The 11,803-nt window shown below is 73.9% G+C and carries 13 protein-coding genes; 7 read left to right on the top strand and 6 right to left on the bottom strand.

The genetic code is table 11. From position 1 onward, the window contains the following. Positions 1-120: 120 nt before the first annotated feature. The 3 genes from ACIRBX_RS15545 to ACIRBX_RS15535 form a co-directional block, all read right to left on the bottom strand. The gene (locus tag ACIRBX_RS15545) at positions 121-543 is read right to left on the bottom strand and encodes a YjbQ family protein (RefSeq protein ID WP_402296921.1); all 423 of its coding nucleotides are present in this window, start codon (positions 541-543) and stop codon (positions 121-123) included. A gap of 120 nt (positions 544-663) precedes the next feature. After that, positions 664-933 (bottom strand): hypothetical protein, encoded by a 270-nt coding sequence (locus tag ACIRBX_RS15540; protein WP_396294030.1) that lies wholly within the window; start codon positions 931-933, stop codon positions 664-666. A gap of 141 nt (positions 934-1,074) precedes the next feature. Continuing rightward, the gene (locus tag ACIRBX_RS15535) at positions 1,075-1,929 is read right to left on the bottom strand and encodes a hypothetical protein (protein WP_402296920.1); all 855 of its coding nucleotides are present in this window, start codon (positions 1,927-1,929) and stop codon (positions 1,075-1,077) included. A 454-nt stretch (positions 1,930-2,383) separates the two neighbouring features. On the opposite strand from ACIRBX_RS15535, the gene ACIRBX_RS15530 reads away from it, so the two are divergent. Continuing rightward, entirely contained in the window at positions 2,384-3,400 is a 1,017-nt protein-coding gene (locus ACIRBX_RS15530; protein ID WP_402296919.1) for a glycosyltransferase family 2 protein, read from the top strand. Between the two features lie 67 nt (positions 3,401-3,467). Here the strand turns inward: ACIRBX_RS15530 and ACIRBX_RS15525 are convergent, their stop codons facing one another. After that, positions 3,468-4,052, bottom strand: a complete 585-nt coding sequence (locus ACIRBX_RS15525; RefSeq protein WP_402296917.1) for a TIGR03086 family metal-binding protein — start codon at positions 4,050-4,052, stop codon at positions 3,468-3,470. Positions 4,053-4,169: 117 nt separating this feature from the next. Between ACIRBX_RS15525 and ACIRBX_RS15520 the strand changes: the two genes are divergently transcribed. Both ACIRBX_RS15520 and ACIRBX_RS15515 read left to right on the top strand, forming a co-directional pair. Further along, positions 4,170-5,210 (top strand): helix-turn-helix transcriptional regulator, encoded by a 1,041-nt coding sequence (locus ACIRBX_RS15520; protein WP_402296915.1) that lies wholly within the window; start codon positions 4,170-4,172, stop codon positions 5,208-5,210. A gap of 143 nt (positions 5,211-5,353) precedes the next feature. Further along, positions 5,354-6,022, top strand: coding sequence for a lysophospholipid acyltransferase family protein (locus tag ACIRBX_RS15515; protein WP_402296914.1), 669 nt, complete (start codon positions 5,354-5,356; stop codon positions 6,020-6,022). Here ACIRBX_RS15515 and ACIRBX_RS15510 read toward each other — a convergent pair. Next, positions 5,995-7,938, bottom strand: coding sequence for an ABC transporter ATP-binding protein (locus ACIRBX_RS15510; RefSeq protein WP_402296913.1), 1,944 nt, complete (start codon positions 7,936-7,938; stop codon positions 5,995-5,997). The two genes, ACIRBX_RS15515 and ACIRBX_RS15510, sit on opposite strands and share 28 nt — an antisense overlap. Before the next feature lie 56 nt (positions 7,939-7,994). Continuing rightward, positions 7,995-8,768, bottom strand: coding sequence for an SDR family NAD(P)-dependent oxidoreductase (locus tag ACIRBX_RS15505; RefSeq protein WP_402296911.1), 774 nt, complete (start codon positions 8,766-8,768; stop codon positions 7,995-7,997). Between the two features lie 160 nt (positions 8,769-8,928). Between ACIRBX_RS15505 and ACIRBX_RS15500 the strand changes: the two genes are divergently transcribed. The 4 genes from ACIRBX_RS15500 (at position 8,929) to ACIRBX_RS15485 (ending at position 11,685) form a co-directional block, all read left to right on the top strand. Next, positions 8,929-9,129: a hypothetical protein gene (locus tag ACIRBX_RS15500; RefSeq protein ID WP_402296909.1), complete on the top strand. Its 201-nt coding sequence runs from the start codon at positions 8,929-8,931 to the stop codon at positions 9,127-9,129. Between the two features lie 320 nt (positions 9,130-9,449). Then, positions 9,450-10,124 carry a hypothetical protein gene (locus ACIRBX_RS15495; RefSeq protein ID WP_402296908.1) on the top strand — a complete coding sequence of 225 codons (675 nt, stop codon included), beginning with the start codon at positions 9,450-9,452 and terminating at the stop codon, positions 10,122-10,124. Beyond that, positions 10,121-11,047, top strand: coding sequence for a DUF6895 family protein (locus ACIRBX_RS15490; RefSeq protein ID WP_402296906.1), 927 nt, complete (start codon positions 10,121-10,123; stop codon positions 11,045-11,047). Before ACIRBX_RS15495 ends, ACIRBX_RS15490 begins: the two co-directional genes overlap by 4 nt. A gap of 62 nt (positions 11,048-11,109) precedes the next feature. After that, positions 11,110-11,685, top strand: coding sequence for a Uma2 family endonuclease (locus ACIRBX_RS15485; RefSeq protein WP_402296903.1), 576 nt, complete (start codon positions 11,110-11,112; stop codon positions 11,683-11,685). The last annotated feature ends 118 nt before the right edge of the window (positions 11,686-11,803 follow it).

The raw sequence follows: 11,803 nt of genomic DNA, 5'->3' as shown, positions 1-11,803 counted from the left end.
ACGTGGGGGGGGGGGGGGGGGGGGGGGGGGGGGGGGGGGGGGGGGGGGTGGGGGGGGGGTGGGGGGGGGGGGGGGGGGGGCGCCGCCGGGGGGGGGCCCCCCCCCCGCCCCCGACGCTGCTCAGCCCAGGAAGGAGAGCCGGACGGTCCGCCGGGGGTTGTCGACGTTGGTGTCCACCAGCACCACCGACTGCCAGACGCCGAGGGCGAGTTGGCCACCGATCACCGGCAGGGTGGCGTGCGGGGCGACCAGCCCGGGCAGCACGTGGTCCCGGCCGTGGCCGGGGCTGCCGTGGCGGTGGCGCCACCGGTCGTCGGCGGGCAGCAGGTCGCGCAGGTGGGCGAGCAGGTCCTGGTCGCTGCCGGCCCCGGTCTCGATCACCGCGATCCCGGCGGTGGCGTGCGGCACGAAGACGTTGAGCAGGCCGTCCCGGCCGGGGGCGACGGACTCCAGGAAGGCGGCGCAGCGGTCGGTGATGTCGAGGGCGGTCTCGCGGCTGCCCGTGGTGACGTCGAAGGTCAGGGTGGAGAAGCTGTCGGACATGCCCTCATCCTTGCAGCTCCCGGCCGCGCCCGGCTCCGCGAGGCCGTTCGCTCGTGCGTCCGGGCATGCAAGGGACCCGGCGGACCGTCAGGTCGGCCGGGTCGTCCGGGGCGGGGGCGGTCAGCCCCTGCTGCCGAACAGGCTCCGCTTGAGCCGCCGCAGCGGCGCGAGCAGCAGCACCCGCGTGCTCCGGCGCGTGACGGCCGCCGGGGGCGTGACACCACGGGGCGTCAGCTCCCTTATCAGGCCGAGCGCCTCGGCGGTGTCCACCGCTGAGATCGCCGGAGCTCCGAGCACCGAGAGATGGCGATCGAGGCGGCGGCCGGTCGAGCCGACACCGCACTGGATCGCCGGCACCCGGGGCCGGGGCCGCACTTGCATGTGTTCCATCAGTTTCCCACCCCTACGAGGCGCCAGGGCCGTGAGTCGAAGACTATCCGCGAGTACCGGAGTCCGCGCAACCGTCCTGGTGTATCCGCCACCGTATCGTGCGAAGCGAACTGACGCCGCACCAGATCCGGACGGAGTCGATCACGAGTGCGCATCGACCGGGGCGGGCGGGGTGCGCGGCGGGGCGGGGTCGAGCATCCAGCCGACCCCCAGTCCGGACAGACCCAGCCCCAGCAGCGCGCAGAGCACCAGCACCACCGCCCAGGCCCCGGTCTCGCCCCAACTCACCTGCCCCGCCTCGCGAACCAGGCCGACCAGGCCGAATCCACCCGTCACCAGCAGGGCCGCCATGCCGTTGCGCACCCGGCGGAGTTCGGCCTCCGCCCAGGTCAGCAGCAGGGCAGCGCCGAAGACCAGACACCAGGCACCGAGCATCCGCACCTCCAACTGACCTGCGACCCAAGGCCAGTGACGGACCGCCAGACCCGGGGCCGCGTACAGCAGCAGGCCGAGCGCGGTGAGCCCGAAGCCGTGACCGGCCACCGGCCCCGCCACCCACCAGGGCAGCCGGGGCGGCCGGGCCGGCAGCTCGCCGCCCGTCCGCCACTGGGCGAGCAGCGCGACCAGCCCGACCAGCGGCGCCCCCGCGTGCACGGCCGCCCACCCCCAGGCGGCCAGCACCCCGAGCAGCGGCCCGCCGGTCAGCTGGAGCGACGCCCGGCCGAGCAGGGTGGCCAGCCCCGCCAGCGGCATGAACAGCGCCCCGGCCGCGACCGCGACCCGGACGTCCACCCAGCGACGGGCCCGCAGCGCGAGCAGGTACATGGCGCAGCTGCCGCCGTAGCCGGCGCCGAGCAGCGCGGCCGAGACCGGGGACATCCGCCAGGCGAACAGCTCGCCCGTGGAGCCCGGGAAGAGGGTGAGCAGCAGGAAGAGGTACCCGGCGCCGAGCGCCAGCGGCGCCACCATCAGCGCCTTGAGGACCGGGCTGACCATCGGACTCTCCTTGTGAGACTTGGCGTCAATATAGGAGTTCGCCAGGCTCACGACAACCAGTCGCACAAGATTCAGGAAGTGAACACATTCAGGGGATTGACGCGGTCGAAACCTACAAGCAATATCTCTATCGACGCCGAAAGGCGGGTCAGCATCGGTCGAATGAGTTCGACTGCTGAACACCAGAACTTCCGACACCAGGTGAGCCACTGTCCGGCCGTCTCGACGCTGCGGCGGCCCGGCTCGGTCCTGGTGGACGGGAACGGCGGTCGGCCGTTGAGGGTCGGCCGAACCGCCAACACCGGACCGCCGGTGCCCGCGCTCGCACGGCGCGGGCACCGGCGGTCGCCTTTTCCGGGCCGGCTCGGGCGGACAGTAGAGTGGCGCCAGACCCGGTCGGCCGCCCCTCGGCCCGGCGATCCCCCCGTCCGGCATCCCCACGGAGTGATCCAGCGTGAGCCCCCTCCTCAGCATCGTGCTGCCCGTCCACGGCGTGGAGCGCTTCCTCCCCCAGTGCCTGGCCTCGCTGGCCGGCCCGCCGGACGGCGAGGTCGAGGTGATCGCGGTGGACGACCTCTCCCCCGACGGCTGCGGCGCCCTGCTGGACGCCCACGCGGCGGGCGACCCCCGGTTCACGGTGCTCCACCTGACGGAGAACCAGGGGCTCGGCGGCGCCCGGATCGCCGGGATGGCCGAGGTCACCGGGCAGTACGTGTGGTTCGTCGACAGCGACGACTGGGTGCCGGAGGGCACCCTGGACGCGCTCCTCGCCGAGCTGCGCAAGGAGACCGCCGCGGAGCACCCGGTGGACGTGCTGCTCACCGACTTCGTCCACGTCTACCCCGACGGCGGAACCGAGCCCAACCCCTGGGGCCACGTGCTGCGCGGCTCCCCACTGGAGGCCGGCTGCCGGGCCGCCGACCACCCCGCGCTGTTCCAGAGCGTGATGTCGGTGTGGAACAAGGTCTTCCGGCGGGACTTCCTGCTCGGCCTGGGCGTGGAGTTCGGCCGGGGCTTCTACGAGGACATCTCGGTCACCTACCCGGCGCTGCTCACCGGGCGGCTGCGCTACCTCGACCGCTCCTGCTACAACTACCGGCGCGGACGCCCCGGCGCGATCACCGCCACGTCCTCCCCCAAGCACGCCGACGCCTTCGCCCAGTACGACGCGATCTTCGCCACCCTGGACCGACCCGGCAACGACCCCGGCCCCGCGCTGCGCCGCCTGGTCTTCGACCGGACGGTCCGTCAGGCCCTCAACCTGTACGACGCCCCCGGCCTGGTCCCCGCCGAGCTCCGGGCCGACTTCTTCACCCGGATCGCCACCCACTTCGCCCGCCACCGTCCGGCCGGCTACCGCTTCCCCGGCGGCGTCCGGGGCATCCAGTACCGGCTGGCCGCCCGCGACTCGCGCGTCGCCTACAACCAGCTCCGCCACGGCGACAAGCTGCGCCGGGCGCTCGGTAAGTAGGCGCGCCGCAGCCCCGCGCCCGGAGGTGGTGCGCTCCCACCCCCGGGGTCTCCCGCTCTCCGGGGGCTCAGTGCACCTCGCGGCCGAGCCAGGCGGCGAGCTGCGCCGTCGGGCCCGCGTCGGCCGGGGCCGGGCGGACGGGGCCGAACGGCACGGTGGCGTCGCGGGTCTCGGCCGGCAGGGTCTGACGGGCGACGGCGAGCGCACCCCGGGCCAGGTCCTCGTCGAAGGCGGTGTCGGGGGCGACCACCTGCGCGATGTCCCAGGTGTGGGTGACGGCCTCCATCAGGTAGCCGCCGAGGGCGAAGCGGCCCGGGAGGGTGCCCCACGGGACGGCGGCGGGGAGGTCGAGCTTGGCGTCGTCGGCCCAGGCGGCGACGGCACGCGCCCGGGCCCGGCCGAGCGCCTCGGCCCACTCGGCGTCCCCGACCTCACCCACCGCCGCCACGACGTCCAGGCTCCGGCCGCCCTCGCCGACGTAGGCGATCCGGTGGACGCCGCCCACGGTGTGGCCGAGCAGTGCCCGGAGGTCGTACGCGTCGCACGGGGTCGGGCGGTCCAGCTGCCCGGGGGTCACCCGGAGCAGCAACTCCGCCAGTTGGTCGAGGGCGCGCAGGTAGTCGGGGCGGGGGTCGAAGGCGGTGGTGTCCACGGGTGGCACGACCTCTCTCTGCTGTCTCCGAACGGTGGTCCTGACGGCCCGTCGGGCCGACGCGGAGCACTCTGCCCCCGATACCGGACACCCTCTGTCAGGTTTTAGGCTGGGCCGGTGCGAGCCGACCGCCTGCTGTCGATCATGTTGCTGCTCCAGACCCGGGGTCTGGTGCCGGCCTCCGAACTGGCCGAGCGACTGGAGGTCTCCGTCCGCACCGTCTACCGGGACGTGGAGGCACTGTCCGCCGCCGGCGTGCCGGTCTTCGCCGAGCGGGGCCGCACCGGCGGGATCCGGCTGCTGCCCGGCTACCGGACGGACGTCACGGGGCTGACCGCGGACGAGGCCCGGGCGCTGTTCGTGCTGGCGACCGACGGCACCCACGACGCGCTCGGCCTCGGCGGGGCGATCGGCTCGGCGCTGCGCAAGGTGATGGCCGCGCTGCCGGCGCCGCACCGGCCGGAGGCGGAGCGGACCAGCGAGCGGATCCTGGTCGATCCGCACCGCTGGGCGAAGGGCCCGGCCGCTCCCGGCCAGACCGAGCTGGACGAGCTCCAGCGCGCGGTGTTCGGTGACCACCGCCTCGCCCTCACCTACCGGCACGGCCGGACGGGCAGCGGATCGGACGGGCCGAGCACCTACACCGTCGATCCGTACGGCCTGGTGAGCAAGGCGGGCGTCTGGTACCTGGTGGCGGACCTGGACGGCGTGCCCCGGCTGTTCCGGGCCGACCGGGTGGTGCGCGCGGCGAGCACCGGGGAGCCGGTGCGGCGGCGGCCCGGGCTGGGGCTGGCCGGGGTGTGGGCCGGGCTGCGGGCGCAGGTGGAGCGGCAGCGGGACGAGGTGCGGGTGACGGCCCGGGTGCACCGGCAGCGGCTGGACCTGGTGCTGCGGATCCACTCCTCCTCGGTGCTCGCCCCGCCGGTGCCGGACGGTCCGTCACACCTGCTGGTGGAGTTCGGCTTCGGGGCACCGGCCGAGGTCAGGACGCTGCTGCCGTTCGGCACCGACGTGGAGGTGCTGGCCCCGCCGGAGGCCCGCCGGCTGCTGGCCGGGGCGGCGGCCGAGACGCTGCGGATGTACACGGATGCGGGAGGCGCGGGGGACGGTCCGTCAGGGAGCGCGCCGGAGGCGGGCGTTCCGGACCCTCCGGAGTGACTCCGGAGTGACGTGGATCGCACCGTCCCACCGAGCGGAGCAGTGGACGGACGGCGGGGGCGATGACGTAACCTGCGGACTGGTCCCGCTCGAAGTTACCGGGCAGGAACTTAGCGCGACGACCAGCCGGCCAGGGAGACCCGATGATCAACCTCATCACCAAGCTCGTGCTCAAGCCCCTGGCGAGGGTGGTCTACCGCCCCGTCATCGAGGGCTTGGAGAACGTGCCGCGCGGTGGTGGCGTGATCCTGGCCAGCAACCACCTCTCGTTCGTGGACAGCGTGGTGATCCCGCTGGCCGCGCCGCGCCAGGTGTTCTTCCTCGCCAAGGCCGAGTACTTCACCGGCACCGGCTTCAAGGGCGCGCTCTCCAGGGCCTTCTTCACCGCGATCAACGCGGTGCCGGTCGAGCGCGGCGAGTACCGCTCCGCGCAGGCCTCGCTGGAGTCGGCGCTGGAGATCCTGAACGACGGCAAGGCGTTCGGCATCTACCCCGAGGGCACCCGCTCGCTGGACGGGCGGCTCTACCGGGGCAAGACCGGGGTGGCCTGGCTGGCGCTGACCGCCGGGGTGCCGGTGGTGCCGGTGGCCCTGGAGGGTCCGGAGCAGATCCTGCCGGTCGGTAAGCGCTTTCCGCGCCTGAAGAAGGTCACCGTCCGCTTCGGCGAGCCGCTGCACTTCGACGAGCTGCACGGCCAGGCCCGCTCGGCCCGGGCCCGCCGCGAGGTCACCGACCGGGTGATGGCGGCGATCCACGAGCTCTCCGGCCAGGAGCTGGCCGAGGTCTACAACGAGCGCCCGATGGCGGCCTGACGCTCCGTCTCCTCCGCCACCCCGGCCGGGTCGGCCGCGTCGTCAGCGTCGGCCGGCAGCTCCCGGCGCAGCAGCGCCGCGTACCGTCCGTCCAGCGCGAGCAGTTCCTCGTGCGTGCCCAGCTCCGCCACCCGGCCGCCGTCCAGCACGGCGATCTGGTCGGCCCGGCGGACGGTGGAGAGCCGGTGCGCGATGGTGATGGTGGTGCGGCCCTCGGAGAGGGCGTCCACCGCCTGCTGGACGGCCCGTTCGGTCTGGTTGTCCAGCGCGCTGGTGGCCTCGTCCAGGATCAGCACCGGCGGATTGCGCAGCACCGTGCGGGCGATCGCCAGCCGCTGCTTCTCGCCGCCGGAGAAGCGGTAGCCCCGCTCGCCCACCACCGTGTCGTACCCCTGCGGCAGGGCGGCGATCAGTTGGTGGATCTGGGCCGCCCGGGCGGCCTGCTCCAGCTCCTCGTCGGTGGCGTCCGGCTTGGCGAAGCGCAGGTTGTCCGCCACCGAGGCGTGGAACAGGTAGGTCTCCTGGGAGACCACCCCGACCGCACCGGCCAGCGTGTCGAAGCCCAGCTCGCGCACGTCGGTGCCGTCCAGCGTCACCCGACCCGCCGTCACGTCGTAGAGCCGGGGCACCAGGTAGCTCAGCGTGGTCTTGCCCGAGCCGGTCTCGCCGACCACGGCCAGGGAGCCGCCGGCCGGGATCTTGAGGTCGATGCCGGTCAGGGTGGGCCGCTCCTGCTCGGGGTGGTAGCGGAACTCCACGCCCTCGAAGACCACGTCGCCCCGGACGACGGCCGGGCGGACCGGCTCGGCCGGTTCGGCGATCTCCACCGGGAGGTCCAGGTACTCGAAGATCCGGTGGAACAGCGCCAGCGAGGTCTGCACCTGCACACCGGTGGAGAGCAGGCTGACGGTCGGGCGCAGCAGTCCCTGCTGGAGCGAGACGAAGGCGACCAGGGTGCCGATCGAGACGAACGGCGCGCCGCCCGCCACCGACAGCCCGGCAGCCCAGTAGATCAGGGCAGGCATCGCGGCCATCACGATCCCGATGGTGGCCATCCGCCAGCGCCCGGCCATCGAGGTGCGCACCTCCAGCTCGGCCAGCTCGCCGGACTGCCGGTCGAAGTCGGCGGAGAGCGAGTCGGAGCGCCCCATGGTGCGGCCCAGCAGGATGCCGCTGACGGACAGCGACTCCTGGACGGCCGAGCTCATCGCGGCCAGCTGCTTCTGCCGCTGGGTGGTGATCTTCTTGCGCTCGTTGCCGACCCGGCGGCTGATCCAGACGAACAGCGGGAGCAGCAGCAGCGAGACCACGGTCAGCCGCCAGTCCAGCGCCACCATGGCGACCACGGTGGCCACCACCCCGGTCAGGTTGGAGACCAGCGAGGTGGCGGTGGAGGTGACGGTGGACTGCATCCCGCCGATGTCGTTGGCGATCCGGGACTGCACCTCGCCGGTGCGGGTGCGGGTGTAGAAGGCCAGCGACATCCGCTGGAGGTGCCGGTAGACGGCGGTGCGCAGGTCGTGCATCACGTGCTGGCCGACGGTGGTGGAGATCAGCGTCTGCAGCACCCCGAAGACCGAGCCGACCACGGCGGTGGCGATCATGCCGAGCGCCAGCAGGCTGAGCAGCCCGGTCCGCCCCTCGGGGATCGCGGTGTCCAGCACCGCCCGGAGCAGGAACGGCGTCACCACCGAGACCAGGGCGGAGGCCGCCACCAGGCTGCCGACCAGCAGCAGGCGCCAGCGGTAGGGGCGGAAGAGGGAGAGGATGCGGCGCCACTGCGCCGGGGGGCGGGGTTCGTCCTTCTCGCGTTCGGGTGGGGTCCAGTCAACTGACGGGTCGGGCCGCACAGGCGTCCTCCATGAGCCGGGTACGCGGGCAGGGGAAGTCCTGCCCACGTACCGAGCATAGCTCATAGTTAGGCACGCTAATAATGAGTTCCGGTCCTGATCCAGCGTCAGGACCCGCGGTCTCAGTCCGTGCGGTAGGTCCGGGCGGCCTTGGAGGAGAGCCCGCCCAGGCCACCGCTCGGCAGCACCCGAGCCAGCGCCACCACGGCCTTGTACCGCTTGCCCGGCACCGAGAGCGAACGCCCGCGCGCCAGGTCGGCCAGTGCGTCGTCCACCACCCGCTCCGCCGAGAGCCAGCCCCAGCCCGGCACGTTCTTGGTGCCCATCCCGGCCCGCTGGTGGAACTCGGTCCGGGTGAAGCCCGGCGCCAGCGCCATCATCCGCACCCCGGTGCCGCCCAGGTCCCGGGCGATGCCCTGGGTGAACGAGACCACCCACGCCTTGGTCGCCCCGTACGTGCCGCGCGGCAGGAAGGCCGCCACCGAGGCGACGTTCACGATCGCGCCGAAGCCGCGCTCGCGCATGCCCGGGATCGCCGCCGAGGTGGTCCGCAGGATCGCCTCGACGTGCACCTTGAGCATGTCGAGCTCCTGGTCCAGCGGCACCGTCAGGTAGGAGCCCCGGTTCCCGAAGCCGGCGTTGTTGATCAGGATGTCCACCGGCTTCACGGTCGCCCGCAGCCGGTCCTCGACGGCACTGATGCCCTCGTCGGTGGCCAGGTCGGCGGGCAGCACCTCGACCTCGACCCCGTACCTCTTGGTCAGCCCGGCCGCCGCGTCCGACAGCCGCGCGACGTCGCGGGCGACCAGCACCAGGTCCCGCCCGTCCTTGGCCAGCCGGGTCGCGAAGGCCGCGCCGATGCCGGCGGTCGCGCCGGTGATGAGAACAGTCGTCATGCACCGACCGTACCGGGCGGTAATCACCCGTGCACCGGCGCGTCGCCGCCGATCTGACGGTGCGTCCGGCGCGCCCCGGGCATTCCGGTCGATTCGTGCTCATAGCGTTGTCGGGTGCGGCGTCAACGTGGACGCCGCACCCGACACCAGGAGACATCTGATGCCCACTCAGATCCGCACCGGGATAAGACCGACCGCCGGCCCGGCCGCCCGTGCCGTGCTGGCCGCCCTGCTGGCCGAGGGCGAGACGACGCTCACCGCCGCACCGGCCCACCGTCCCGAAGCGGTCGGCGCCCTGCTCCTCACCCCGAGGACGCCGGCGGAACGCCCCGCGGCCCGCCCTCCCGAGGAACGCGGCTGACCCGTCCCCCGGCTCCGTCGTCCCACCGGAGCCGGGGGCACCCCGGAATGCAGGCCGCAACCCACCTGGCCGGTGCGCTCCGCAGGGCGTGGGGAACTGCGCGGGGTGGAAGGGCAGCACCTGCACCTTGCCGACAGTGGTTCGGTGGCAGGTGTTGCCCTTCCACCCCGCGCAGTTCCCCACGCCCCCGGCATCACCGTCGACCACCCTTTGCGTGCGGGCACCACCACCCACCCGCGCACCCCGGGCGTCGCCATGCACCACCCTCGCGCGCCCGGCATCAGCACGCGCACCCGGCCTCACGTCCTCGGGAGCCACCCTTGCCACCCACCGGAGCCGTCCTGCGGGACCGGTACACCGATGCCGCCGAACGCCTCGCCACCCGCCTGCTGGAGAGCCTGAACGGCACCGCCCGCCCCGTCGTCACGACCGCCCACCCCACCGACACCCCCGAGTTGGCGGCGCTGCGACTGCTCGGCCCGGACCTGTTCGCACCGCAACTCCTGGCCGGCACCGCACCGGACCGCCGGACCGCCGCCGCACTCGCCAGCGCCCTCACGGTCTTCCCGCCCGCCGCCGATCCGCTCACCACCGCCTGGCTCGACCACGTCTGCGGACTGCTCGCGGGCCATCCGGTGCCGCAGCCGGACCGCACCCCGGACCCACACTCCTGGCAGCACTGGTCGGCCCAACTCGCCCTGCTGGCACCGCTCGCGCTGCCCGGCCTGGACGGGCCGGTGCACCGCGCCGTCCGCCGCGAGCCGCTCGCGCTCGCCCGGGGCACCGTCCGGGCGGTACTGCGCGGGGATCACCGCACCGCGCTGCGCCTGCTCCGCTGGTCCGCCTGGCTGGTCCGACTGGACCCCGCCGCCTGGCCGGCCACCCTCGAACTGCCGCCGCTGCTCGACCGGTTGCGCCTCACCGGCGACGGGAGCCGTCGCAGCGAGCTCCAACTCACCATCGTCACCCACCTGTTGTCCGGGAGGCGGAGTTGAGCACCCGTCTCCTGCGGACCGCCCACCAGCTCTCCTCCCGCGCTCTGCACTGGCTCCACCGGGCCCACCGGCTCGGCCACGGCGCCGTCCCGCCGGACGCCACCGTCGACCCGGCCGCACCGGACACCGCCTACCCCCCGATCGGCGAATCCGCCCTGGCGGCCTCACTGGTGCTGCGGGACGGCGTCGCCGGGCAGCGGGACCTCGCGGCGGCCGGGGAGACCCTGGAGTTCTGCTGGCACCAACTCCAGGGCGGGAACCTGCTCTACGAGCGGCAGTTGCGCTTCCCGCAGGCGACCGATCCCCTGGAGGCGTACGCGCCCTTCGCCCGCTCCGGCTACCGGCACCGGGAGTTGGACGGGCTGCTGCGCTCGCTGGCCGCGCTGCGGGCGGCCGAGGCGGTCGAACTGCTCCCCCACCACCGCCTCGCGGTGGCCAACGCCCGCCGGATCACCGGGCTGGTCCACCGTCCGCCGGACTGGGCCGCACTGGCCGCCGCCACCCTGCTGGGCGGCACCCCCGAGCCCTGGACGGTCGACTGGTCGGCCGGGTACCGGCTCGGCCAGTCCGTCTTCCACCTCACCGACTGGGGCGCCCGGCCGGACGACCTGCCGGAGCGGCTGCGCGGCTACCTCCGCGCCTGGCTCCCGGTCTGGGTGGACGTCTGGCTGGAGACCGGCCAGTGGGACCTGGTCGCCACCCTGCTCGCGGCCGACTCCTGCACGGGTGCACCGGTCTGCGGCCCGGAGCCCTGGGAGCGGCTCTGCGCCGCCCAGCACCCGAGCGGCCTCACCCCGCGCGACGCCGAGCCCGTCAGCCCCGACCCCTCCCGGGCCTTCCGCGACCACGAACGGACCGCCGCCGTCACCGTGGTGGCCGGCACCCTCGCCCTGGCCCGGCTGCTCACCTCACCGCCGGTCTGAGCCGACCGCTCCGACGACCCGGCAGAATGGGCAGCGGCCCCGGCAGCTGAAAGGCAGAGGACATGACGCAGGCAGAGCAGCCGTACGACCGTCACCGCAGGCTGCTCGAGGACGCCCGTCAGGCGCAGGCCGCCATGCCGGCCGGCTACAAGATCGAGATCTCCGGTGACGAGATCATCATGATGGCGGCGCCCACCATCATCCACCAGCGGAACCTGCTGGTGGTGCGACGTCAGTTCGACGCGCACTGCCCGGATGACCTGATCCCGTCGGAGAACACCGACCTCTCCTCTCCCGAGACCGCCAAGCTCCGCAATCCCGATCTCACCTACCTCTCACTCGACGCCGAGCACGGCTTCGGCACCGAGACGCCCGCGCACTACGCCGCCCTGGTGGTCGAGGTGGTCTCACCGACCAATCCCGAGAACGACTGGCACGGCAAGGTCCGCGACTACCCGTCGATGGGGATCCCGACCTACCTGATCGTGGACCCGCGGGACAAGCAGGTCACCCTCCTCTCCGGCCTCGCGTCGGGTCGCTACCACCTGCGCACCACCGTCGACTTCGGGACGCCGCTACCGATCCCGGCTCCGTTCGGCTTCACCCTCATGACCGAGGCCCTCATCCCCTACGCCTGACCGTCCGACGCGCCCGGGGGGGGGCCCCCCCCGGGGGGGGGCCCCCCCCGGCCGGGGGGGGGGGGGGGCCCCCCCCCCGGGGGGGGGCGCCCCCCCCCCCCCCCCCCCCCCCCCCCCC

Source organism: Kitasatospora sp. NPDC096147 (genome assembly GCF_044763225.1).
In the GTDB taxonomy this organism is placed as follows: domain Bacteria; phylum Actinomycetota; class Actinomycetes; order Streptomycetales; family Streptomycetaceae; genus Kitasatospora.
Note: the sequence above shows the minus strand (reverse complement) of the source record. Positions and strands in the feature narration are given on the sequence as shown.